The organism is Citrobacter sp. Ca225 (assembly GCF_030337175.1).
Taxonomy (GTDB): Bacteria; Pseudomonadota; Gammaproteobacteria; order Enterobacterales; family Enterobacteriaceae; genus Citrobacter_A; species Citrobacter_A amalonaticus.
Window position 1 is genome coordinate 259,212 of sequence record NZ_JAOWCD010000100.1, and the last position, 24,773, is coordinate 283,984.

Annotated in this window: 24 protein-coding genes; 3 read left to right on the forward strand and 21 right to left on the reverse strand. The window is 54.0% G+C overall.

All coding sequences use genetic code 11. From position 1 onward, the window contains the following. Nucleotides 1–43: 43 nt before the first annotated feature. Genes ycfP through hinT form a run of 6 tightly spaced genes read right to left on the reverse strand, consistent with a single transcriptional unit; the run spans nucleotide 44 to nucleotide 3,840 of the window. A complete protein-coding gene (gene ycfP, locus OGW13_RS21950; protein ID WP_043000970.1) occupies nucleotides 44–586 on the reverse strand; it encodes an alpha/beta hydrolase YcfP in 543 nt (180 codons plus the stop codon). A 21-nt stretch (nucleotides 587–607) separates the two neighbouring features. Further along, nucleotides 608–1,633 carry a beta-N-acetylhexosaminidase gene (gene nagZ / locus OGW13_RS21955; RefSeq protein WP_043000971.1) on the reverse strand — a complete coding sequence of 342 codons (1,026 nt, stop codon included), beginning with the start codon at nucleotides 1,631–1,633 and terminating at the stop codon, nucleotides 608–610. Between the two features lie 10 nt (nucleotides 1,634–1,643). Further along, the gene (gene thiK, locus OGW13_RS21960; RefSeq protein ID WP_043000972.1) at nucleotides 1,644–2,468 is read right to left on the reverse strand and encodes a thiamine kinase; all 825 of its coding nucleotides are present in this window, start codon (nucleotides 2,466–2,468) and stop codon (nucleotides 1,644–1,646) included. Next, nucleotides 2,449–3,081 (reverse strand): penicillin-binding protein activator LpoB, encoded by a 633-nt coding sequence (lpoB, locus tag OGW13_RS21965; protein ID WP_043000973.1) that lies wholly within the window; start codon nucleotides 3,079–3,081, stop codon nucleotides 2,449–2,451. The genes thiK and lpoB overlap by 20 nt, the downstream gene beginning before the upstream one ends. A 22-nt stretch (nucleotides 3,082–3,103) precedes the next feature. Beyond that, on the reverse strand, nucleotides 3,104–3,478 hold the full coding sequence (locus tag OGW13_RS21970) for a YcfL family putative periplasmic lipoprotein (protein WP_043000974.1): 375 nt from the start codon (nucleotides 3,476–3,478) through the stop codon (nucleotides 3,104–3,106). Further along, nucleotides 3,478–3,840 carry a purine nucleoside phosphoramidase gene (gene hinT, locus OGW13_RS21975; RefSeq protein ID WP_043000975.1) on the reverse strand — a complete coding sequence of 121 codons (363 nt, stop codon included), beginning with the start codon at nucleotides 3,838–3,840 and terminating at the stop codon, nucleotides 3,478–3,480. The genes OGW13_RS21970 and hinT overlap by 1 nt, the downstream gene beginning before the upstream one ends. A gap of 351 nt (nucleotides 3,841–4,191) precedes the next feature. Between hinT and fhuE the strand changes: the two genes are divergently transcribed. Next, nucleotides 4,192–6,387 (forward strand): ferric-rhodotorulic acid/ferric-coprogen receptor FhuE, encoded by a 2,196-nt coding sequence (fhuE, locus tag OGW13_RS21980; RefSeq protein WP_287116475.1) that lies wholly within the window; start codon nucleotides 4,192–4,194, stop codon nucleotides 6,385–6,387. A gap of 60 nt (nucleotides 6,388–6,447) precedes the next feature. Here the strand turns inward: fhuE and ptsG are convergent, their stop codons facing one another. The 14 genes from ptsG to yceD form a co-directional block, all read right to left on the reverse strand. Further along, nucleotides 6,448–7,881: a PTS glucose transporter subunit IIBC gene (gene ptsG, locus OGW13_RS21985; protein WP_042319612.1), complete on the reverse strand. Its 1,434-nt coding sequence runs from the start codon at nucleotides 7,879–7,881 to the stop codon at nucleotides 6,448–6,450. A 292-nt stretch (nucleotides 7,882–8,173) separates the two neighbouring features. Beyond that, on the reverse strand, nucleotides 8,174–8,971 hold the full coding sequence (locus OGW13_RS21990; RefSeq protein WP_061070236.1) for a metal-dependent hydrolase: 798 nt from the start codon (nucleotides 8,969–8,971) through the stop codon (nucleotides 8,174–8,176). Between the two features lie 10 nt (nucleotides 8,972–8,981). After that, the gene (gene holB / locus OGW13_RS21995) at nucleotides 8,982–9,986 is read right to left on the reverse strand and encodes a DNA polymerase III subunit delta' (RefSeq protein WP_044266009.1); all 1,005 of its coding nucleotides are present in this window, start codon (nucleotides 9,984–9,986) and stop codon (nucleotides 8,982–8,984) included. Further along, entirely contained in the window at nucleotides 9,983–10,624 is a 642-nt protein-coding gene (gene tmk / locus OGW13_RS22000) for a dTMP kinase (RefSeq protein ID WP_043000980.1), read from the reverse strand. Before tmk ends, holB begins: the two co-directional genes overlap by 4 nt. Next, on the reverse strand, nucleotides 10,614–11,636 hold the full coding sequence (gene yceG, locus OGW13_RS22005; protein ID WP_287116476.1) for a cell division protein YceG: 1,023 nt from the start codon (nucleotides 11,634–11,636) through the stop codon (nucleotides 10,614–10,616). The genes tmk and yceG overlap by 11 nt, the downstream gene beginning before the upstream one ends. A 2-nt stretch (nucleotides 11,637–11,638) precedes the next feature. After that, nucleotides 11,639–12,448: an aminodeoxychorismate lyase gene (gene pabC / locus OGW13_RS22010; protein ID WP_043000982.1), complete on the reverse strand. Its 810-nt coding sequence runs from the start codon at nucleotides 12,446–12,448 to the stop codon at nucleotides 11,639–11,641. A gap of 119 nt (nucleotides 12,449–12,567) precedes the next feature. Beyond that, nucleotides 12,568–13,809, reverse strand: coding sequence for a beta-ketoacyl-ACP synthase II (gene fabF / locus OGW13_RS22015; protein WP_043000983.1), 1,242 nt, complete (start codon nucleotides 13,807–13,809; stop codon nucleotides 12,568–12,570). An 86-nt stretch (nucleotides 13,810–13,895) separates the two neighbouring features. Continuing rightward, nucleotides 13,896–14,132 carry an acyl carrier protein gene (gene acpP / locus OGW13_RS22020; RefSeq protein WP_000103754.1) on the reverse strand — a complete coding sequence of 79 codons (237 nt, stop codon included), beginning with the start codon at nucleotides 14,130–14,132 and terminating at the stop codon, nucleotides 13,896–13,898. 277 nt (nucleotides 14,133–14,409) lie between these two features. Next, the gene (gene fabG, locus OGW13_RS22025; protein ID WP_042319622.1) at nucleotides 14,410–15,144 is read right to left on the reverse strand and encodes a 3-oxoacyl-ACP reductase FabG; all 735 of its coding nucleotides are present in this window, start codon (nucleotides 15,142–15,144) and stop codon (nucleotides 14,410–14,412) included. Nucleotides 15,145–15,156: 12 nt separating this feature from the next. Further along, nucleotides 15,157–16,086: an ACP S-malonyltransferase gene (fabD, locus tag OGW13_RS22030; RefSeq protein ID WP_043000984.1), complete on the reverse strand. Its 930-nt coding sequence runs from the start codon at nucleotides 16,084–16,086 to the stop codon at nucleotides 15,157–15,159. Nucleotides 16,087–16,101: 15 nt separating this feature from the next. Beyond that, nucleotides 16,102–17,055, reverse strand: coding sequence for a beta-ketoacyl-ACP synthase III (fabH, locus tag OGW13_RS22035; RefSeq protein ID WP_043000985.1), 954 nt, complete (start codon nucleotides 17,053–17,055; stop codon nucleotides 16,102–16,104). 77 nt (nucleotides 17,056–17,132) lie between these two features. Next, nucleotides 17,133–18,209 (reverse strand): phosphate acyltransferase PlsX, encoded by a 1,077-nt coding sequence (gene plsX, locus OGW13_RS22040; protein ID WP_046402096.1) that lies wholly within the window; start codon nucleotides 18,207–18,209, stop codon nucleotides 17,133–17,135. 146 nt (nucleotides 18,210–18,355) lie between these two features. Next, complete coding sequence (gene rpmF / locus OGW13_RS22045; protein WP_000290727.1) at nucleotides 18,356–18,529, reverse strand: 50S ribosomal protein L32; 174 nt, start codon at nucleotides 18,527–18,529, stop codon at nucleotides 18,356–18,358. 16 nt (nucleotides 18,530–18,545) lie between these two features. Next, on the reverse strand, nucleotides 18,546–19,067 hold the full coding sequence (yceD, locus tag OGW13_RS22050; RefSeq protein ID WP_043000987.1) for a 23S rRNA accumulation protein YceD: 522 nt from the start codon (nucleotides 19,065–19,067) through the stop codon (nucleotides 18,546–18,548). Nucleotides 19,068–19,264: 197 nt separating this feature from the next. Between yceD and OGW13_RS22055 the strand changes: the two genes are divergently transcribed. Continuing rightward, nucleotides 19,265–19,849, forward strand: coding sequence for a Maf family protein (locus tag OGW13_RS22055; protein ID WP_061077176.1), 585 nt, complete (start codon nucleotides 19,265–19,267; stop codon nucleotides 19,847–19,849). A 91-nt stretch (nucleotides 19,850–19,940) separates the two neighbouring features. On the opposite strand, the gene rluC is transcribed toward OGW13_RS22055, so the two are convergent. Further along, on the reverse strand, nucleotides 19,941–20,894 hold the full coding sequence (gene rluC, locus OGW13_RS22060) for a 23S rRNA pseudouridine(955/2504/2580) synthase RluC (protein WP_054176598.1): 954 nt from the start codon (nucleotides 20,892–20,894) through the stop codon (nucleotides 19,941–19,943). A 573-nt stretch (nucleotides 20,895–21,467) separates the two neighbouring features. Here rluC and rne point away from each other — a divergent pair. Beyond that, nucleotides 21,468–24,758: a ribonuclease E gene (gene rne, locus OGW13_RS22065; protein WP_287116478.1), complete on the forward strand. Its 3,291-nt coding sequence runs from the start codon at nucleotides 21,468–21,470 to the stop codon at nucleotides 24,756–24,758. The last annotated feature ends 15 nt before the right edge of the window (nucleotides 24,759–24,773 follow it).

Consider the following 24,773-nt stretch of genomic DNA (forward strand, 5'->3'; position numbering starts at 1 on the left):
GCCCGAAGGCTGGCTTGATTCGACAATTCTGACAGACAAGGGGTCAACCCAGGGTCTTAAACGCTTTGATGCGCTGCAAGTGCGGCGAAATATTCTTAAACTTATGTGTCTGCTCTTCATCCCACACGATCTCATAGAAATGGTGGAGCTCTTCTGACGACCGTTGGCTGTTCAGGGCTTCGTCATGACGCGAGAGAATAACCAGGCAACGATCGCGATTCTTCTCGCGGAAGTTGGTCACGCACTTAGTGGCGATATCGGCATACTCTTCCGGACGATCGATCTTGCCTTCCATGTTCTCATACGGGAACAGGTTCGGATTAAACACCACCTGGCGAACATCGCAGAGAAAACCAATGCGTTCTGCCCAGTAGCCGCCGAGGCCAACGCCGCAAATCAACGGTCGCTCATCAACATTAAGCTGCAACATTTTGTCCACTTCTTTCAGCAGATGCTGCATGTCATGTTTCGGATGACGCGTGCTGTAGCTTATCAGTCTGACGTCCGGGTCGATAAACTGCAGCTGCAAGACTTTTTCGTGGTTTCCCGGACTGTTAGAGTCGAAACCGTGTAAATAGATAATCATCGCATCCTCACCAAACGTGCGTTAATGACCTGCTTTCTCTTCCTGCCAGCGTTCATGTAACTGGTTGAGCTGCGCGCTGACGGTTTTCCAGCGTGCCGAGTCCATCAGTTCCTGACGCGAAAATGAACCTTTATGATACAAACGTGTAACACGCTCTGCATTGATCGGCGACAGATTATCTAACACACTGACCGCCCCTTTACGATTATTGCAGACCAGAATCATATCACAACCCGCATCCAGCGATGCCTGCCCACGCTCAGCATAGCTGCCCATGATCGCGGCCCCTTCCATCGACAGATCATCAGAGAAAATGACGCCGTCAAAACCTAACTCCTGACGCAGAACTGTTTTCAGCCAGTGCGGAGAGCCGCTCGCCGGACGCGGATCAACGTCGCTGTAAATGACGTGCGCCGGCATGATAGCGTCCAGCTTGTTTTCGGTAATCAGCGTGCGGAACACGGACATATCTTTCGCCCGAATTTCCGCTTCCGGACGCGGATCGGTCGGCGTCTCTTTATGCGAATCGGCGGTTACCGCGCCGTGTCCAGGGAAATGTTTGCCGGTGGTTTTCATTCCTGCCGCGTGCATACCGTCAATAAAACGGGTCGCCATCGCCAGCGCTTTGATCGGGTCAGCATGATAGGAACGTTCGCCAATCGCGGCGCTGATATGCCCGACATCCAGTACCGGCGCAAAGCTGATATCAATATCCATCGCGATCATTTCACTGGCCATCAGCCATCCGGCCTCTTCCGCCAGTTTACCGCCTGTTTCCAGCCCGTGCAGCGCCGCAAAAGACTGTGCGGCGGGCAGTCGGGTGAATCCTTCCCGGAAACGCTGTACGCGCCCGCCTTCTTGATCGACGGCCACTACCAGATGGTTGCGCGACGCCGCACGGATCTGGCGCACCAGTTCACGTAACTGTTCCGGGTCGTGGTAATTGCGCGTAAACAGAATCAAACCGCCCACCAGCGGATGGGCCAGAATCTCACGCTCTTCCGCATCCAGCTCAAACCCTTCGACATTCAACATTACTGGACCCACACTGCTCTCCTTAATCCTTCGTTGCCAGCTGCCGCCAGGTTGCATCGGCCAGACTGATAAATTGTCGTTCGCCGGTCTGCTGCCAGCGGTATTCAAACCAACCGGCCTTCAGCATCAGTATCCACGGATACCAGCGTCTGACCTGTTGCCATAATTTGTGCCCGTCTATGCGTGCGCTAACGGCATACGCATCGACCAGTTGCCGGTGTTGCTCAACATCGTCCACCCACACCGCCGCCAGTTCAAGAGCGATATCACCGTCTCCGGCATATTCCCAGTCGATCAGCCGTAGCCCTGCCGGGCCATGAACGATGTTGGCGGCGTGGACATCCATATGCAGCGGCGCGAGGCGTAGCGGACGAGGCTCCCCTCGCTTGCGCAGACGTTTTAACTCTCTTAACCAGCGTGGTGTTCGCCGTGCCGGATCGCTTCCCTGCCAGTATTGTTCCAGCAGCGGTAGCAGACAGATACGCCAGCCAAAGCAGGGCTGCTGATGAAGATAATACAGTAAGCTCGCCAGTTCGTCGGCTCCCGGCAGTCCGGATTTTATCTCACCCGGAACATAGTCCACCGCCATCCAGCCGTTCAGGTAAAAACGCGGCTTCGGCGCAAGGCTTTCAGGCAGCCGCGATAAAGCATGATACTGGCGTAAAAAATGCGCTTGCGGCGCATCGGGATCGTGATGGCGGCGAAGAACCAGCCGCTGGGTTGGACTTTCAATAATCACACTCCCACCGCTAAGACCGCTCTGGCCTTCAGCGACGGGACGATAGTGCGGAAAGTAGCGCGACAACACCGCGTCGCGCTCTGGGATATTATTGCTGCTGAACGGCACCTTTACCTGACCAGATTATCTCGCCAGTTTGTACCAGCATTAGTTGCATTTGCAGTGATGGCGCGTTGACGTTACCCGAGGCGCTGGAATAAAGCACGTAGTGCGCGCCAACGTTACGGGCAATACCAATCGCTTTGCTACGCGTTCCCAGACTGTCCTGCGGCGACAGCCCTAACTGCTGTTTTGCCATCGACAACTGTTGCGCAGAGACCAGGGTAAATTTGCCATTGTTCGCCAACGCATTGCGCAGCGTTTCAGTGGCTTCACCCGCGTTCAGCGAACCGTTAGTACGGTTATTCACGCTATCGACCAGCAGTACGCTCCCCGCCGTCACGCCGTCGGCCTGCAACATTTTGCCCACCATCGGCTGCATCGCGCTATTCCAGTCGTAATGACGTATGCGCGGCGCCGGTGCCGCAGTCTGATCTTCATGTTCAATAGGCCCCGGCTGCCCCGGGATCGTGGGCACCGAAGGGACCCCAGGAGCAGGTTCTTGCGGCTGTGCGGGCTGTTCCGGCGTGGGTTTCACCTCTTCAACCGGAGCAGGTTCACGTTGCACCACACAACCGGACAGGAACATCGCCAGCGCGGCTATCAATGCGTAGCGACTCATTTTTGTCTTCAAGATTCACCCCTTACAAATAAAGATAAAGTCTGACTTTGTGCGCCCCCAGATAATTGGCGCTGCCATACAGCGTGACCGACGAATGCGCCGGAATCGTCACGCTGCGCGGCGCTTCCAGAGGATGCATTTCTAACCCCCTGGCGTCATACCAGTAAAAGCGATAATGAACGGTAACGGGTTTTTGCCTTTCGTTATACAGCGTTGAGGATGCAGAGGGCTGAATATCAGACGTGGTCAATGTCGGCGCTTGCGCGGTGATACCCGCTGCCAGCAGCGTCGACTCCATCACCAGCGACTGTTCATCGCTTACCGGGATCTCAGGATGAGAACGGCACCCGGCAAGTAAGAGCAGACCCAGTGACAGCGCAATGCATCCTCTGGTCATCATGACAGGCCTTTGTGCGCGAGCATAGGACCGAGCGCGCGACCGCCCAGCAGATGCATATGGATGTGATACACCTCCTGACCGCCATGACGATTGGTATTCATGATCAGGCGGTAGCCATCTTCGGCAATGCCTTCCTGCTCGGCAATTTTTGCCGCCACGGTAATCATCCGTCCCAGCGCCTGCTCATGCTCTGCGCTGACGTCATTGACCGTCGGGATCAGAACGTTGGGAATGATCAGGATGTGTGTAGGCGCCTGAGGTGAAATATCCCGGAATGCCGTCACCAGGTCATCCTGGTAAACGATATCGGAAGGGATTTCACGACGAATAATCTTGCTGAATATAGTCTCTTCTGCCACGACGTTTTCCTTTTCTAAAAATTGCCATGCGTGATGTCATGCTACGCTGAGCCACATTGCGAGTATAGAGTATGATCGACTTAAACCTGCTCTTTCAACCTTAACCCACGATTTCTTAAGCAAAAAACCATCACAATGGCGCTCTTATAACCATTTATCCCCTCTCCTGTGCCAAAAAGTAATGAAACAAGATTTCAGAAAGCAAGTTACATCTGTTTACAGAGTAAATATGAATGCGTATATTTCGCATTTGCATTTTCATGCGTATTAAATGGTTAGAAAAATAAAAAGGGGCTCATCGCCACCTTACACGGCCTGAGCCAGAGTTCGTTCACTATTAAGGGCTTTCTGATGTCTTTCACAACACACAACAAGGATGAACAATGCCAGGCTGGCGCAACACCCTCGTTGCTGGCAGCCTGCATCGCGATGGCATTGATACCATCCATGAGTTTCGCGGCGACCACACCGGAAGAGACCGTCATTGTTGACGGTTCTGCGCCAGCAACCTTTGCGGACAACGACGAACAGGATTACAGCGTCAAATCCACCACCGCCGGAACCAAAATGATGATGACCCAACGCGATATTCCGCAGTCGGTCAGCATCGTCAGCGAACAACGTTTGGAAGACCAGCAGTTGCAAACGCTGGGCGACGTGATGGACAGCACGCTGGGGATCAGCAAAAGCCAGGCGGATTCTGACCGCGTCAGTTACTTCTCCCGTGGTTTCCAGATTGATAACTATATGGTTGATGGTATTCCGACCTGGTTCGAATCCCGCTGGAACCTGGGTGACGCCCTCACCGATATGGCGCTCTATGAGCGCGTGGAAGTGGTACGCGGTGCAAACGGTCTGATGACCGGCACCGGCAACCCGTCAGCCTCCATCAATATGATCCGCAAACACGCCACCAGCCGCGAGTTCAAAGGTAACGTCTCGGCGGAATATGGCAGCTGGAATAAACAGCGCTACGTGATGGATCTGCAAAGCCCGCTCACCGATGACGGTAATGTACGCGGCCGCATAGTGGCAGGTTATCAGGACAACGACTCCTGGCTCGATCGCTATCACAACGAGAAAAACTTCTTCTCTGGCATCATTGATGCTGACCTGGGTGAAACCACCAGCCTGGCCGCCGGGTATGAGTACCAAAAAATCAGAGTGGATAGCCCAACCTGGGGTGGCCTGCCGCGCTGGAACACCGATGGCAGCAAAAACAGCTATGACCGCGCCCGTAGCACCGCGCCAGACTGGGCGTATAACGATAAAGAGATCAATAAAGTCTTTGTCACGTTCAAACAGCGTTTTACCGACACCTGGCAGGCGACGATGAATGCCACTCACTCGGAAATCAAGTTCGACAGTAAAACGATGTATGTCGATGCGTATGTGAATAAGGCAGATGGCATGCTGGTCGGTCCTTACAGCAACTATGGACCGGGGTTCGATTACGTGGGCGGTACGGGCTGGAACAGCGGCAAACGTAAAGTCGATGCGCTGGATCTTTTTGCTGACGGCAGCTATGACCTGTTTGGTCGTCAGCATAACCTGATGTTCGGCGGCAGCTACAGCAAACAGAACAACCGCTATTACAGCTCCTGGGCTAACGTCTTCCCGGATGAGATCGGCAGTTTCAATAACTTCAATGGCAATTTCCCGGAAACCGACTGGGCACCGCAATCACTGGCCCAGGACGACACCACGCACATGAAGTCGTTGTACGCCGCAACGCGCGTTTCACTGGCTGATCCGCTGCACTTGATCCTCGGCGCACGCTATACCAACTGGCGTATTGATACCCTAAGCTACAGCATGGAAAAAAACCACACTACGCCCTATGCCGGTCTGGTTTATGACATCAATGATAACTGGTCTACTTACGCCAGTTATACCTCCATCTTCCAGCCTCAGAATAAACGCGATAGCGGCGGGAAATACCTTACGCCCATCACCGGTAACAACTATGAGGTTGGCCTCAAGTCTGACTGGATGAACAGCCGACTGACCACCACCCTCGCCGTGTTCCGCATTGAGCAGGATAACGTTGCCCAGTCGACCGGTTCACCGATTCCGGGTAGCAATGGCGAAATCGCCTATAGAACCGCGAACGGGACCGTCAGTAAAGGGGTTGAGTTCGAAGTTAACGGCGCGATTACCGATAACTGGCAGATGACCTTTGGCGCGACGCGTTACGTCGCAGAAGACAATGAAGGCAACGCCGTTAATCCGAATCTGCCACGTACCAGCGTCAAGCTTTTCACCCGCTACCGTCTGCCGGTGATACCTGATTTGACCGTCGGCGGTGGCGTGAACTGGCAGAACCGCGTCTACACCGATACCGCGACGCCGTACGGTACCTTCCGTGCTGAGCAAGGCAGTTACGCGCTGGTGGATTTATTCACCCGCTATCAGGTAACCAAAAACTTCTCCGTGCAGGGTAACGTCAATAACCTGTTCGATAAAACCTACGATACCAACGTTGAAGGGTCGATTGTTTATGGTGAGCCACGCAATATGAGCATCACCGCAAACTATCAGTTCTGATTGTAGCCCGTAAAAAAGGCAGCCATTCGGCTGCCTTAGTTCTCCCCAACTTCTTAGGTCTTAGCTGTTACGGATGTATTCATCCATCTCAGTTTTCAGGTTATCGGATTTCGTACCGAAAATTGCCTGAACACCGGAACCTGCGACCACCACACCAGCGGCACCCAGTTTCTTCAGGCCAGCCTGATCCACTTTAGCCACGTCAGCCACGCTGACACGCAGACGGGTAATGCACGCATCCAGGTTAGTGATGTTTTCTTTACCACCAAATGCCGCAATCAACGCAGGAGCCATTTCACTGGTCGCGCCCGCTTTCGCGTCATCGGTATTATCTTCACGACCCGGAGTCTTCAGATCCAGCGCTTTGATCAGCACGCGGAAGATGGTGTAGTAAACAATTGCGTAGCCCGCACCGACAATCGGGAACAGCCACAGCTTGCTGCTGTTACCGGACAGCACGATAAAGTCGATCAGACCGTGTGAGAACGACGTACCGTCACGCATACCCAACAGGATACAGATTGGGAACGCCAGACCCGCCAGAATCGCGTGGATAACGTACAGGATCGGCGCAACGAACATGAAGGAGAATTCGATCGGTTCGGTGATACCAGTCAGGAACGAAGTCAGCGCCGCGGAGATCATGATGCCGCCCACTTTGGCGCGGTTTTCTGGTTTCGCAGAGTGCCAGATAGCGATCGCAGCCGCCGGCAGACCATACATTTTGAACAGGAAGCCGCCAGACAACATGCCCGCTGTCGGATCACCCGCCATGTAGCGAGGGATATCGCCGTGGAAGACCTGACCTGCCGCGTTGGTGTATTCGCCGATCTGCATCTGGAAAGGAACGTTCCAGATATGGTGCAGACCAAACGGTACCAGGCAGCGTTCAATGAAGCCGTAGATACCGAACGCCACAACCGGGTTCTGATACGCAGCCCACTGAGAGAATGTCTGGATTGCCGTACCGATTGGCGGCCAAATGAAGGACAGAACCACACCGGTAAAGATCGCCGCCAGACCAGAGATGATCGGCACGAAACGCTTACCAGCAAAGAAGCCCAGATACTCAGGCAGCTTGATACGGTAGAAGCGGTTAAACATGTATGCTGCAATCGCACCGGAGATAATCCCCCCGAGTACACCCGTATCCGCAAGGTGTTTTGCTGCGATTTCTTCAGCAGGTAAATGCAGAACCAGCGGCGCGACCACGGCCATGGTTTTTACCATGATGCCATAGGCGACAACCGAAGCCAGAGCCGAAACGCCATCGTTGTTGGTAAAGCCAAGCGCGACACCGATAGCGAAAATCAGCGGCATGTTTGCAAAAACAGAACCGCCGGCTTCTGCCATCACGTGCGATACAACGGCTGGCAGCCAGCTGAAGTTTGCGGACCCGACGCCCAGCAGGATACCTGCGATAGGCAATACGGATACCGGCAGCATCAGCGATTTACCGACCTTTTGCAGGTTAGCAAATGCATTCTTAAACATAATTGAGAGTGCTCCTGAGTATTTGTGCTTTCTACGTTCACACGCATTGGCGAGGGGGGAGAACCCCGCCGTGGACAGGGCATCTAAGTGCCCTTTATTTATTACACAGAGTAAAATAAATCGGCGAAATATAGTTTGACGGCTATCACGTTTCAACTCTGGACAGCGCGTTAAGTTGCACATTTTGACAAAAAAGGTATCAGAATGTGTCAGTTCGCTCATTCACCGCCCACTTTGTGGCGGTGAACTTTACTCGCTTTAGTTATTAATTACGAGCTTTAAAAAAACTCATCTACGAGGCTGACTGCAGGCGGGAAGCGTTGATATGGAACAGGCGGGCAAAGTTATCGGTGGTGATCTGCGCCAATTCTTCAACCGCCACACCTTTCAATACGGCCATGTATTCCGCCACATCGCGGACCATCGCAGGCTGATTCTCCTTACCCCGATGCGGTACCGGCGCGAGATACGGAGAGTCCGTCTCCACCAGCAGTCGATCCAACGGCACATATCGCGCAGCGTCACGTAATTGTTCAGCATTACGGAAGGTCACAATGCCGGAAAAGGAGATATAAAAACCCAAATCCAGGAGTTTACCCGCCGTTTCTCTGTCTTCTGTAAAACAGTGTAGTACGCCGCCACAATCCGTCACGTTTTCATGACGAAGAATCGCCAGCGTATCGGCGCGGGCATCGCGCGTGTGGACGATCACCGGTTTGTTCAGTTCACGGCCGATCTGGATATGATGAATGAACGACGCCTGCTGGCGCACTTTTGTTTCGGGAGTATAAAAGTAGTCCAGTCCCGTCTCTCCCATCGCCACCACGTCGTCATCAGCCGCCAGATGACGCAGTTCTTCCACGTCATACGGTTCGTCCTGATTGAGTGGATGTACGCCGCACGAGAAAACGACGTTATCGCGCTGGCCGACCAGTTCCCGCATTCCGCGGTACCCTGGCAGCGTTGTCGCCACCGCCAGACAGAATTTCACATCGCGCGCAGCGGCTTTCGCCAGCACGTCATCCACATCCTTATGCAGAGATTGATAATCCAGGCCATCGAGATGGCAGTGCGAGTCGACTAAAAACATAATGTCTCTCTTACAGGTGGGGAACAGGCAACACAGTGCCTGGTTGCAGGTAATGCTCGATTTGCAAAAGAAGATCGGTTAACACCAGTTCACGGTTTATTCCGGTCACGTTAAGCAGTTGTTCGCGGCAGTGGCAGATGGCATTGAGGATTGCCTGAATACGCGTCTGAGAAAGCTGACCCGCAATCGTGGCGATCAGTTGCCCGGCATCCGCGTTGGTCATCACACTGGCCCCGTGCTGACGTTTAAGCGCATCCATCATTAACGTCGCCAGCCAGTGCAGTCTGACAGGCGCCTGTTCATGGTTAAGCACCGTCAATAATGAGTACCAGTCACCAGCAGGAATGCTGCTCGCCAGCGCCTGACACAACGCGTCACGTTGGGACCAGCTTTCGGACCCCAGGAGCGTCAGCGCCGCCCCCGGAGAACCGGCACTCAGGCGCAGCGCAGTCAATAACGCATCTTGTGACGCTGTCACTTCTCGTGCAAGCCACGATACCGCGTATGATTCACTCGGCGGCGCGAGATGATGTAAACGACACCGGCTGCGCAGCGTTGCCAGTAACCTCGCGGGTTCACGGCTGGCGAGAAAGAACCAGGTTTGCGCGGGCGGTTCTTCCAGCGTTTTGAGCAGCGCATTGGCGGCGGCATCAGTCATCAGCGCCGCATCCGGGATCCAGACCACTTTGGCTCCGCCCAGTCGCGCACGCTCATACAGTTTTTCACTCACTTCACGCACAGCATCAATACCCAGCGTGCTTTTCCCTTTTTCCGGGAACAGTGAATAGTAGTCCGGATGCGTTCCTGCCTGCATCAACTGGCAACCACGGCAGTGGCCACAGCTTTTATGTCCATCCGGTTGTTGACAAAGCAGGTAGCGGCTCAACGCATAGATCAAAGCATCGTCGCCCATCCCCGGTAGGGCCTGAATCAGTAACGCATGGTGACCCCTTCCCGCCTGATAGCTCGCTACCAGCTTCTCGAAGTCAGGTCGTAACCATGGATACCATTTCATTCTCCCTGCTCCTTCACCCACTCGGTGATGGTGGTACGGATATCGCTCATCACCGTATCCAGCGGCTGCGTCGCATCAATCGTGCGGATACTGGCATCCTGAGCGGCAAGCTCGAGGTAACGAGCGCGAGTACGATTAAAGAAATCAAACGATTCCTGTTCGATGCGGTCCAGTTCGCCACGGGCGCGAGCGCGCTTCAGACCCACCTCTGGCGTGACGTCGAGGTACAGGGTTAAATCCGGGCGGAAATCCCCCAGTACCGCATCACGAAGCGTCGCCAGCATCTGCTGATCGACCCCGCGCCCACCACCCTGATACGCCTGCGTGGACAGATCATGACGGTCGCCAATTACCCATTTACCTTCTGCAAGCGCAGGTTTAATGACCGTCTCAACCAACTGCACTCGCGCGGCATAGAACATCAGCACTTCGGCTTTTACGGTAATGGTTTCGTCACCGACCGAACGAATGTCCAGTACCAGGCTACGCAGTTTTTCTGCCAGCTGCGTACCGCCCGGCTCGCGGGTAAAAACCATCTCGCGAATACCGAGTTGTTCAAGCGTCTCAACCACAACATTCTTTGCAGTCGTTTTTCCGGCGCCTTCCAGCCCCTCGATGACGATATACTTACTGCGCATTTTTTTCCTTAAGCACTTTCAGATAGTCCTGCACTGACCGGTTATGGCTGGCAAGATTAGTATTAAAAGTATGACCGCCTTTACCATCGGCCACAAAATAGAGATACGGCGTTTTGGCCGGATGCGCCGCCGCTTTTAGCGAGGCTTCACCCGGCATCGCAATCGGTCCTGGCGGGAGTCCTGTTATCGTGTAGGTATTATAGGCCGTTGGCGTTTCCAGGTCCGCGCGCGAGATCTTGCCATTATAACGCTCCCCCATTCCGTAAATCACCGTTGGATCGGTCTGGAGACGCATCCCGATCCGCAGGCGGTTAATAAAGACAGAGGCGACCTGATCGCGCTCGCTGGCAATGGCCGTCTCTTTTTCAATAATCGAGGCCATCGTCACCAGTTGGTTTTGATCTTTATACGGCAGTCCTTCCGCACGCCCTTCCCAGACGCGCTCAACCGCCTTCACCATTTTCTGATGTGCGCGCTTAAGCAAGGCAACATCCGTGGTATTGGCGGTATACATCCAGGTATCGGGCCAGAACCAACCCTCCAGCCCATCCATACTTTCAAGGCCCAGCGCTTTTGCAACGGTTTCGTAGCGATCGTCGCTCAGGGTATGCTTGATATACGGCGCATCACGCAGCTGTTTGAGATAGTCGCTTAAGCGCATACCTTCTACCAGCCGCAGTGGGAATTGCGCCTCTTTGCCACTTTCCAGCAGTTGCAGCATCTCGCGGACGCTCATACCCGGCGTTAAACGGTAGGTTCCGGCCTTAAAGTGGGAGAGTTCTGGCTCGACGCGCAGCAACCATTGAAACACGCGCGGGCGGTTAATCACCCGATCCGCATACAGCTGATCGCCCAGGGCCAGACGCCCGGTACCCGGCTTAAGGGTAAAAATGGTCTCTTCTTTGATCAGGATTTTACTGTCCGCCAGATGGCGAACCTTCCACATTCCCGCCCCTGCGGCAATGCCCAATACAACAACCAGTAAAAAGACAACACGAAACATTTTTTTCATGACTAATTCGGATGCTCACACAGTGGGGCCAGAAACTGAAATAATACACGTGAAGACAACGTGTTAGCGCCATAAGCCCGCACAGGTACAATCGGCATCAGCGCATTGCAGACCACCATTTCATCGGCATGTTGCAGCGCTGCTTCGCGGGCATGGGTTTCGACAACCTGAAAAGACGATTGTGCCAGTTTCCGGATACAGAATTGTCGCATAATACCGTTCACTCCCGCCTGATCGAGGCGCGGCGTATAGACCACATTGTCTTTTCGCCAGAATAAATTAGCCGCACAGCATTCCGTAACCCAACCCTCACTGTCAAGAACCAACGCCTCTTCGGCGTCCGTCTGCTCAAGATGAGAACGGATCAGCACTTGTTCGAGCCGGTTCAGGTGCTTGATGCCCGCGAGCAAAGGGTTACGCCCCAGACGAACCGGGCTTAAGGCAAGCGTGATCCCCTGTTCGCGCCAGCGGTCATAATGCTGCGGATAGGCAGACACAGAGAGAATGCGGGTGCTGTCACGACACTGCGCGCCGCTGTATCCTCGTCCCCCACTTCCACGGCTGATAATCACCTTCAGTACCGCACGTGGATGGCCCGCGGCCAGCACGGTCATTTCGCGCTCAAGCACATCCCAGTCATCAAAGGCAATCAGCAACGTTGCGCAGGCCGCCTGCAAGCGCCGCAAATGCGCCGCCAGCAGCGATACGGTGCCGTCGAGAATGCACGCAGTGGTAAAGCAGCCATCGCCAAACTGGATGGCGCGATCGCTTGCGGGAAGAGATTCCTGTTCACGGCCATTGATCAAGAACATGGTGGCTCCTTAGGCATGGCCCGTTAGTGTCGCAGGATGGTTAGCGCAGGACAAGGGAAGAAAACGCAATAAAAAAGGCCCGACAAGCGGACCTTTTAACCAGGAAGGCAGAACGGCGGTCAGACCTTTTTAAAGATCAATGAACCGTTAGTCCCACCGAAACCGAAGGAGTTACACAGCGTGTACTCCATTCCGCTGACCTGACGCGCTTCGTGAGGAACGAAGTCCAGATCGCAACCTTCATCCGGGTTATCCAGGTTGATGGTTGGCGGAACAGCCTGATCGCGCAGCGCCAGGATAGAGTAAATCGACTCTACCGCGCCCGCTGCACCCAACAGGTGGCCGGTCATGGACTTGGTGGAACTCACCATCACACGGCTTGCCGCATCGCCAAAGACAGATTTAACAGCCTGCGCTTCAGCTTTATCGCCTGCAGGCGTGGACGTCCCATGGGCGTTAACGTAGCCAATCTGGCCAGGTTCAATCGCCGCATCACGCAATGCATTGACCATCGCCAGGGCTGCACCAGCGCCGTTTTCCGGCGGCGACGTCATGTGGTAAGCGTCACTGCTCATCCCGAAGCCAACGACTTCAGCATAAATTTTTGCGCCGCGCGCTTTAGCATGCTCGTACTCTTCCAGTACCACCATGCCTGCACCGTCGCCCAGAACAAAGCCATCTCGCTCTTTGTCCCACGGGCGGCTTGCCGCTTGCGGGTTATCGTTACGGGTAGACAACGCACGTGCTGCGCCAAAGCCGCCTACGCCCAGTGGCGTACTGGCTTTTTCAGCACCGCCCGCGACCATCGCGTCCGCATCGCCGTATGCAATGATACGCGCGGCATGACCGATGTTATGTACGCCTGAGGTGCAGGCGGTCGCGATAGAGATGCTTGGCCCACGCAGGCCATACATGATGGTCAGGTGACCCGCCACCATGTTAACAATCGTCGACGGAACGAAGAATGGGCTGATTTTACGCGGTCCACCGTTCACCAGAGAACTGTGGTTTTCTTCAATCAGTCCGAGACCGCCGATACCGGAGCCAATAGCGGCGCCAATACGGGATGCGTTCTCTTCCGTTACTTCAAGGCCAGAATCCTGCATGGCCTGAACGCCAGCGACAATTCCATATTGAATGAAGGCATCCATCTTGCGCTGTTCTTTGCGCGAGATAATGTCATCACAGTTAAAATCCTTTACTAAGCCAGCAAATTTCGTTGCATAGGCGCTAGTATCGAAATGGTCGATCAGGCTGATGCCACTCTGACCGGCAAGGAGAGCTTTCCAGGTAGACTCTACGGTATTGCCGACAGGAGACAACATGCCCAGTCCGGTCACAACTACACGACGCTTAGACACGGTTGTCCTCCAGGGAGGGATAATTGATTCAAGTGGGACAAAAAGATAAAACTCAGGCGGTCGAATGACCGCCTGGAGATGTTCACTTACGCCTGGTGGCCGTTGATGTAATCAATGGCAGCCTGAACGGTGGTGATTTTCTCAGCTTCTTCGTCCGGAATCTCAGTATCAAACTCTTCTTCCAGAGCCATTACCAGCTCAACGGTGTCAAGAGAATCTGCGCCCAGGTCTTCAACGAAAGAAGCATTGTTGGTAACTTCTTCCTGCTTAACGCCCAGCTGTTCGCCGATAATTTTCTTAACGCGTTCTTCGATAGTGCTCATACTCTTAAATTTCCTATCAAAACTCGCTTTCGCGATGGTTTTCGTAGTGTATAAAATGTTGAAAAATTTGCAACTAAATCCCGGCAGGTCTTACCACGATTTTACGTTATTTTGAGGCCAAGACCTATAATAACGCAAATATTTTTCTACGCTTTATCCTTCAAATTGTCTCTGTGTTGGCTGCATCCTCAAACTCTGGTCACATAGTCATCTATGCTCGCCGGCTTTTCGGTCTTGCCGCCTTGATACAATTTGGATGATTTTGCGTATCTCGTGGTTAAACCATATACATCCCGCCGTTGACGTGCAAAGTCTCACCCGTGATGTAACCTGCTTCGTCAGAGGCTAAAAATGCAACCGCACTGGCGATCTCTTTCGGATCGCCAAGACGACCTGCAGGAACTGCCGCCAACGTACCCGCACGCTGCTCATCAGTCAGCGCACGCGTCATGTCCGTTTCAATAAAGCCCGGAGCAACAACGTTCACTGTAATACCGCGGGACGCAACTTCGCGTGCCAGCGATTTACTGAAGCCGATCAGACCCGCTTTCGCCGCAGCGTAGTTTGTCTGACCCGCATTTCCCATGGTACCAACCACAGAACCGACAGTGATAATACGTCCATGACGCTTTTTCATCATAGCGCGCATTACCGCTTTTGACAGGCGGAAAACAGATGAAAGATTGGTTTCGAGAATATCGTTCCACTCATCATCTTTCATTCGCATCAGCAGGTTATCACGTGTGATACCGGCATTATTGACCAGGATATCCACTTCACCAAATTCTGCGCGAATTTTTTCCAGAACAGATTCGATAGATGCTGGATCAGTCACATTCAACATCAGACCTTTACCTTTAGCACCTAAGTAATCGCTGATGGCCTGAGCGCCACTTTCGCTGGTCGCGGTACCGATAACGGTCGCGCCACGGGCAACAAGCGTCTCTGCAATTGCGCGGCCAATGCCACGACTTGCACCGGTAACCAGCGCGATTTTTCCTTCAAAACTCATGGTGTTCCTCTTTTATTGCGCAAGTGCCGCCGACATTGCCGCCGGTTCGTTCAGAGCCGAGGCAGTCAGGGTATCAACAATACGTTTCGTCAGGCCCGTAAGCACTTTACCTGGTCCCACTTCATACAGGTGCTCGACACCCTGAGACGCCATTAATTCAACGCTCTTCGTCCACTGTACCGGACTGTACAACTGGCGCACCAACGCATCGCGAATGGCGTCTGCGTCAGTTTCACATTTCACGTCCACGTTGTTGATAACCGGTACAGATGGCGCGTTAAAGGTAATTTTCGCTAATTCTGCTGCCAGTTTTTCCGCTGCTGGCTTCATCAGCGCACAGTGAGACGGTACGCTCACCGGTAACGGCAGCGCACGTTTTGCACCGGCGGCTTTACAGGCGGCACCAGCACGCTCAACGGCTTCTTTATGCCCGGCGATAACGACCTGTCCCGGTGAGTTATAGTTCACCGGCGAGACCACCTGGCCTTCTGCGGCTTCTTCGCACGCTTTTGCAATGGACGCATCATCGAGACCGATGATAGCAGACATACCGCCTGTGCCTTCCGGAACGGCTTCCTGCATGAATTTACCACGCAGCTCAACCAGACGCACTGCGTCAGCAAAATTAATGACACCGGCGCAAACCAGCGCAGAGTATTCACCAAGGCTATGACCCGCCATCAGCACAGGCGCTTTACCGCCCTGCTGTTGCCAGACGCGATACAGCGCAACGGACGCGGCTAACAGCGCAGGCTGCGTCTGCCAGGTCTTGTTCAGTTCTTCAGCCGGCCCCTGTTGAGTCAGCGCCCACAGGTCATAGCCCAGCGCCGCAGAAGCGTCGGCAAACGTCTCTTCGACGATGGGATAGCTTGCCGCCATATCGGCTAACATCCCAACGGTCTGGGAACCCTGTCCAGGGAACACAAATGCGAATTGCGTCATGTTTAAATCCTTATACTAGAAACGAACCAGCGCGGAGCCCCAGGTGAATCCACCGCCAAAGGCTTCAAGCAACACAAGCTGACCTTCTTTGATACGTCCGTCACGCACGGCTTCATCCAGCGCGCAAGGAACGGAGGCCGCAGACGTGTTGCCGTGTCTGTCCAGAGTCACCACCACATTGTCCATCGACATGCCCAGTTTTTTGGCCGTCGCGCTGATGATACGTAGGTTAGCCTGATGCGGAACCAGCCAGTCAAGTTCTGAACGATCCAGGTTATTGGCCGCCAGTGTCTCGTCGACAATGTGTGCAAGTTCGGTAACAGCCACTTTGAACACTTCGTTGCCTGCCATCGTCAAATGAATCGAATTTTCCGGATTCACGCGATCGGCATTCGGCAGCGTCAGCAGTTCGCCATAGCGGCCATCAGCATGCAGATGGGTAGAGATGATGCCCGGCTTGTCAGAGGCGCTCAGTACCACGGCACCGGCACCATCGCCAAAAATAATGATTGTGCCACGATCGGTTGGATCGCAGGTGCGGGCCAGAACATCGGAACCAACCACCAGCGCGTATTTGACCGCACCCGTTTTAACGTACATGTCGGCGACGCTTAATGCGTAAGTAAAGCCGGCACAGGCTGCGGCGACGTCAAACGCCGGGCAGCCTTTGATGCCCAGCATGTTCTGAATCTGGCATGCTGCGCTGGGGAATGCATGTGTCGCTGAGGTGGTCGCTACCACAATCAAGCCAATCTGTTCTTTATCAATGCCCGCCATTTCCAGCGCGCGTTGAGCCGCCGTAAAACCCATCGTTGAGACGGTTTCATTCGGCGCAGCAATATGGCGTTCACGAATACCTGTACGGGTGACAATCCACTCGTCAGACGTATCGACCATTTTTTCCAGATCGGCGTTAGTCCGCACCTGTTCAGGCAGATAGCTGCCAGTACCAATAATCTTTGTATACATGTACGCTCAGTCACTTTTTGGTTATATACCGCGCATCACAACGGCTAAGATGCTGGGGCTCTCACGCCACACCGTAATCAGTGTGGCTGCGATGTGTCGCCATTACCAGCATCCAGCATTGTAAATCCAGCTGGGTATACAGATTCCAGGCGAGCGGCAATTCGCTGAGGAACTTGTCGCTGCACCGCCTGCACTGCCTGTTCAATCGCGACGGTAAACGCTCGCTGATTGGCCGCACCATGACTTTTTATCACCGTGCCGCGCAATCCTAACAGACAGGCGCCATTATACTGGTCGGGGTTGAGGTGACTGAATCGCCTCGCCAGGCTTTTTTGTAACCAACGTTTTAATATCAGCAGCCACCACGACCGTTTTTTACCCTCACCCTGAGATTTCAGCAGTGAAAGGAACATTCTGACAACACCTTCCATCGTCTTTAATGTGACATTGCCTGTAAAACCGTCACATACCAGCACATCCGTTTTCCCCGTCAATAACTCATTGGCTTCAAGATAGCCGATGTAATTGATGGAAGGGATCGTTTTTAGCACCACAGAGGCATCCCGAATGCTGTCGAGCCCCTTGGTTTCTTCTTCACCAATGTTGAGCAGGGCCACACGAGGGTTGTTAATACCGACCACTTCTTCCGCAAGCACCGAGCCCATAATGGCAAATTGCACCAGCATCTTGCTGTCGCAATCGACGTTCGCCCCCAGATCGAGGACCACCGTCTTCCCTTTCTGCTGATGCGGCAAAACCGTCACCAGCGCAGGACGCTCAATACCGTCGAGCGGTTTGAGCAATAATTTTGCAAGTCCCATCAGCGCACCGGTATTTCCAGCGCTGATGCAGGCTTGTGCTCGCCCTTCCTTCACGAGTTCCAGCGCCACACGCATTGAGCTCCCGCGACTGGCGCGGATTGCCTGCGAAGGCCGGGCATCACTGGCGATAACTGACTGTGCAGGGATAATCTGCAGACGCGAACGTTGTTCAAAGTCAGCTTTAGCAAGTAATGGCGTGATAGTATCGGGATCCCCGACTAAAAGAAGTGTGAGTTGTGAATTAGAATTCAGTGCCTGCAATGCTGCAGGCACTGTCACGGAAGGGCCAAAATCACCCCCCATGACATCTAACGCCAGGGTTAGACGTGTCAAAGTCGTTTCGCCGCCTGGTTTGGTATTTCCCCGCAGCAACGGGGAATTTCCTCACTAAGCTTCATCACACGGTTTCTCTTCGTCTCTTACGCGAAAGAGGCATTAACAGCCTGCCTGCTACGTAAAATTCGTTGAGTAACGCGTGATTACTTAGCGATTACCTTGCGGCCACGGTAGTAACCGTCGGCGGTGATGTGGTGACGCAGGTGTTTTTCACCAGAAGTTTTGTCTACAGACAGGCTGGTGACTGCGGTCAGAGCGTCATGAGAACGACGCATGCCACGTTTGGAACGGGTTGGTTTATTCTGTTGTACGGCCATGGACCTTACTCCTCAATTACTTACGCTTTAAGCTGGCTAATACGGCAAATGGGTTTGGTTTTTGCGCTTCATCAGGCAGTTCACCAAAGACCATGTCCGCCTCGGACACTTCACAGTGTTCAGAATCATGCACCGGAACTACCGGCAAGGAGAGGATAATTTCATCTTCCACCATTGCAAGCAGATCGATTTCACCGAATTCGTTAACCTCAATCGGCTCATACGCTTCCGGGAGTGCTTCAGCCTGTTCGTCGGAACGAACCGGACTGAAACAATACGTTGTGTGAACATGATGAGGAAACGGCTTCCCGCAACGCTGACATGCGAGCGTTACCGAAACCTTCGCATCACCGGTAATCACGGCAAGACGTTGGTTATCGATAGCAAACGACATGGCGCATTCCACATCACTGTCCACACTGACTACAGAATCGGCGACGCGCTCTACCAGATCAGAAGTATAGATACCTTCATAATCGAGGCGTTTTTGAGCCGTACGAACCGGATCAAGAGTCAGGGGTAATTTTACCTTTTGCATAGGGCGCGCATATTAACTTTGTAACGTCATATAGTCAAAGAAAAAGGCAGCCTGCGGTTGCCTTTTGCCAATAATTCGCACACATTGCGGTTTACAGACTTATTTTCGCTCAGGAGACGCCACAACGGCACGCCTGAAGGACGAAGAGCATAGTTTAAAATGGCTCTCATCAATACGCTATATCTGGTGGAAAAAATATGCCTAATCTCATTCTTGCCTCCACATCTCCCTGGCGCCGCGCCCTGCTGGAAAAACTGGCGATGCCCTTTGAATGCGCGGCCCCTGAGGTTGACGAAACGCCGATGCCCGGAGAGAGTCCTCGCCACTTAGTCAACCGACTGGCGCAAGAGAAAGCGCAATCGCTGGCTCACCGCTTTCCGTCTCATCTTATTATTGGTTCCGATCAGGTATGCGTACTGGATGGCGAAATCGCCGGTAAGCCCTTAACAGAAGAGAAAGCCTGCCAACAGTTAGCCAAAGCCAGCGGCAATATCATTACATTCTATACCGGTCTGGCGCTGTATAACTCCGCGACGGGACATTTACAGACCGAGGTGGAGCCCTTTGACGTTCACTTCCGCCATCTCAGTGAAACGGAAATTGAAGACTATGTGCGTAAAGAACGCCCGCTGCACTGCGCAGGGAGTTTTAAAAGCGAAGGTCTGGGGATTGCGCTCTTTGAGCGCTTAGAGGGGCGAGACCCAAACACGCTGATTGGTTTACCGCTGATCGCACTGTGCCAGATGTTACGTCGGGAAGAGATGAACCCGCTGAAAACCTGATTAATAGCACTATCCAGTAGGCGGGAGAATGAGACCTGCCGGATGGCGACGTAAACGTCTTATCCGGCAGGTTTAGCGCGATAAATGCGCATCAGGCCGGCTTACGTAACACCTGTAAACAGCGCTTCAGTTGGTCGTCCATCGGCGCTTCAATGCGCAGCACCTCACCCGTACCCGGGTGGGTAAATTTCAGTGCTGCTGCATGCAGGAACAGACGCGACAATCCGGTCCCTGCCAGTTGCTTATCGAACTCGCGGTCACCGTAGCGATCGTCAAAAGCAATCGGATGACCCGCGTACTGAGTGTGCACGCGAATCTGGTGTGTGCGGCCCGTCACCGGGCTACAGCGAACCAGCGTGGCGAACGCGTAACGTTCTTCCACCTTAAAACGCGTTTCCGACGGTTTGCCTTCCTGATTCACCCGCACAATACGCTCGCCGCTTTGCAGAATGTTCTTCAATAACGGTGCCTGTACCGTTTTGACATGCGACTGCCATTGCCCGCGCACCAGGGCGAGATAATCTTTTTGCATCCCCTTCTCGCGCAGTTGCTCATGTAGCGAACGCAGTGCTGAACGTTTCTTCGCGACCAACAGCACGCCCGACGTATCGCGGTCAAGACGGTGTACCAGCTCAAGAAAACGCGCCTCAGGACGCAGCGCACGTAACCCTTCAATCACGCCAAAGCTTAACCCGCTGCCGCCATGCACCGCGGTTCCCGACGGCTTGTTCAGCACCAGAATATGGTCGTCTTCATAAAGGATAACGTCCGCCAGCGCCGCCACTTTTTGCAGATGCGGCGAAACGGCCTCTTCTTCACGCTCCGCCACGCGAACCGGCGGAATGCGCACTTCATCACCCGCTTCCAGTTTGTATTCGGGTTTGATGCGTTTTTTATTCACCCGCACTTCGCCTTTACGCAAAATGCGATAAATCATACTTTTCGGCACACCTTTGAGCTGTGTGCGCAAAAAATTATCAATGCGTTGCCCCGCTTCGTCAGCAGTAATAGCAACAATTCTTACGGATGGAGTCTCTGTTTTCATGGGGGCCGATTCTAAATAGCCACAAGGATTAGCGCCACTCATTTTTCTATGCTTATATTTATCTTTATCCTTCGTCACTCACGTGTTTCATGACTGATTTGGTGGTTATTAAACCAATCACCGCGCATAAGTGAAAAAACTGTGAGTAAGCGGGTGATAAATGGTAAAAGTCATCTTGCTATAACAAGGTTAGCAGTGGAATAATGTCACCGCTTCTGTGCTGAATCTTGTTAAAACAAGGAATTTTACGGAAAGACCCAATTTTGTCCGGACGATCATCCACGCAGCAATGGCGTAAGACGTATTGATCTTTCTGACAGTTAGCGGGCTGCGGGTTGCAGTCCTTACCGGTAGATCGGATCTTCTCTGGAGAGTAATACCCAGGCGGTTCCCCTGATAATTGCGCTGCGTTTCCGTATGAAATGCAGGCAACCGACACTCTGCGCCTCTTTGAGCTGACGATAACCGTGAGGTTGGCGACGCGAATAGACACGAGGCCATCGGTTCACACCCGGAAAGGCAATACTCTGCCCGCAGCTTAGTCGTCAATGTAAGAATAATGAGTAAGTTACGATGAAAAGAATGTTAATCAACGCAACTCAGCAGGAAGAGTTGCGTGTTGCCCTTGTAGATGGGCAGCGTCTGTACGACCTGGATATTGAAAGTCCTGGACATGAACAGAAAAAAGCGAACATCTATAAAGGCAAAATTACCCGTATTGAACCGAGTCTGGAAGCGGCTTTTGTTGATTACGGCGCTGAACGTCACGGTTTCCTCCCGTTAAAAGAAATTGCCCGCGAATATTTCCCCGCTAATTACAACGCTCATGGTCGTCCAAACATCAAAGATGTGCTGCGCGAAGGCCAGGAAGTTATTGTTCAGATTGATAAAGAAGAACGTGGCAACAAAGGCGCTGCCCTGACCACTTTTATCAGCCTGGCGGGCAGCTATCTGGTTCTGATGCCAAACAACCCGCGTGCGGGGGGTATCTCTCGTCGCATCGAAGGCGACGACCGTACCGAGCTGAAAGAAGCGCTGGCAAGCCTTGAACTGCCTGATGGCATGGGTCTTATTGTACGTACTGCGGGCGTAGGCAAATCTGCCGAAGCGCTGCAGTGGGACTTAAGCTTCCGTCTGAAACACTGGGAAGCCATTCAGAAAGCCGCGGAAAGCCGCCCTGCTCCGTTCCTGATCCATCAGGAGAGCAACGTGATTGTTCGCGCCTTCCGCGACTATCTGCGTCAGGATATCGGTGAAATCCTTATCGATAACCCGAAAGTGCTCGAACTGGCGCGCCAGCATATTGCGGCGTTAGGTCGTCCGGATTTCAGCAGCAAAATCAAACTTTACACCGGTGAAATCCCGCTGTTCAGCCACTATCAGATCGAGTCGCAGATTGAATCCGCGTTCCAGCGTGAAGTGCGTCTGCCTTCCGGCGGCTCTATCGTTATCGACAGCACCGAAGCGTTAACCGCCATCGACATTAACTCCGCTCGCGCAACCCGCGGCGGCGATATTGAAGAAACGGCGTTCAACACTAACCTGGAAGCGGCCGATGAGATCGCCCGTCAGTTGCGCCTGCGTGACCTCGGCGGCCTGATCGTTATCGACTTCATTGATATGACCCCGGTACGCCATCAGCGTGCGGTGGAAAACCGTCTGCGTGAAGCGGTCCGCCAGGATCGTGCGCGTATCCAGATCAGCCATATTTCACGCTTCGGCCTGCTGGAAATGTCCCGTCAGCGCCTGAGCCCGTCGCTGGGCGAGTCCAGCCATCACGTCTGCCCACGCTGTAGCGGTACCGGCACCGTGCGTGATAACGAGTCGCTGTCCCTGTCTATTCTGCGTCTGATTGAAGAAGAAGCGCTGAAAGAGAATACTCAGGAAGTCCACGCGATTGTCCCAGTGCCAATTGCCTCCTATCTGCTCAACGAAAAACGTACTGCCGTTAATGCGATTGAAACCCGACAGGATGGCGTGCGTTGCGTGATCGTACCTAACGATCAAATGGAGACACCGCACTACTCCGTACTGCGCGTGCGTAAAGGTGAAGAGACGCCGACTCTGAGCTACATGCTGCCGAAGCTACATGAAGAAGCGATGGCGTTACCGTCTGAAGAAGAGTTCGCCGAGCGTAAACGTCCTGAGCAGCCCGCTCTTGCCACCTTCGCCATGCCAGAAGTTCCGCCTGCGCCAACGCCTGCCGAACCGCCAGTGAAAGCCGCTGCGCCGAAGGCCGCCGTTGCGCCAGCCGCTCCGGCAGAGCCGGGGCTGCTGAGCCGTTTCTTTGGCGCACTGAAATCGCTGTTCAGCGGTAGTGAAGACGTGAAACCTGCCGAGCAGCCTGCGCCGAAAGCCGCGGAGAAGCCAGAGCGTCAGCAGGATCGCCGTAAACGCCAGAACAACCGTCGTGACCGTAACGATCGCAACGAACGTCGTGACAACCGCGATAACCGTGGCGAACGTTCAGAAAATGGCGAGAACCGCGACGAGAATCGCCGTAACCGCCGTAATGCGCAGCAGAATGCCGAAAACCGTGATAACCGTCAGCAAGCGACCGACGTAGCGGATAAAGCAAAGTCTGGTGATGAGCAGCAGCAGCCACGTCGCGAACGTAACCGCCGTCGCAGTGATGATAAACGTCAGGCTCAGCAGGAAGTAAAAGCGCTGAATCTTGATGAGCAGCAGACTCCAGAGACCGAACAGGAAGAGCGCGTTCGTCAGGCTCAGCCGCGCCGTAAACAGCGTCAGCTGAACCAGAAAGTTCGTTACCACGACCAGGCCTCAGAAGTGGCAGAGGTAGAAACCGCCACCACGGAAGAGAACGTTGTCTCACCAGTTGCAGCACAGGCTGCGCCAGCGCAAAGCACTGAACTGGTGAAAGTGCCGCTGCCTGTCGTGACAGAAGCAACCCCAGAGCAGGATGACAATGGTGAAGCACGTGATAACGCCGGTATGCCGCGTCGTTCGCGTCGTTCCCCACGTCATCTGCGTGTGAGCGGCCAGCGTCGTCGTCGTTATCGTGACGAACGTTACCCACTGCAGTCGCCGATGCCGCTGACTGTCGCCTGCGCCTCGCCAGAAATGGCGTCCGGCAAAGTGTGGATCCGCTACCCGGTAGCCCGTCCTCAGGATGCGCAGCCAGAAGCACAGGAAATCGAACAGGTACAGGCCCAGCCTGTTGTGACCGAACCGCAAGCCGTGGCAGCCGCCGTTGAAGCTGTTGCCGCAGTCGAACCCGCCGTTGAAACTGTCGTTGAAACGGTAGCAGAAGCGCCGGTTCAGGCTGAGGCCGTGGTTGAAACGACGCATCCGGAAGTTATTGCCGCCCCGGTGGTTGAACAGCCGCAGGTGATTGCCGACGCCGATGTGCCGGTCGCCGAAGAGGTTGCCGCTCAGGCAGAACCTGTCGCTGAAACGCAGGAAACTGCTCCGGTCGTTGAAGAGACACCAGACGTGGTTACGGTCGAGCCTGAAACAGTGACTGCCGTGCCTGAAGTGGTTGCGGCTGAACCTGTCGCCGTTGAGCCTGAAGTGGTTGCGGAGCCTGAAGTCATTGCAGAACCGGTTGCAGCGCCAGTGATCGTTGAAGCACCCACAGCGCCTGCGCCAGTATCCGAACCCGTTGTCGTTGCACCGATCGCAGAAGCCGCAACGCCAGTCGTGGCAGAACCTGTTGCTGAGCACAGCCACGCAACCGCACCGATGACCCGTGCGCCAGCGCCGGAATATGTGCCTGAAGCGCCACGCCACAGTGACTGGCAGCGCCCTGCTTTCGCCTTTGATGGTAAAGGCGCCGCAGGTGGTCACACTGCCTCGCACAGTGCCTCTGCTGGACCGACTCGTCCTCAGCCTGTCGAGTAAAATCGATAGCGTAAA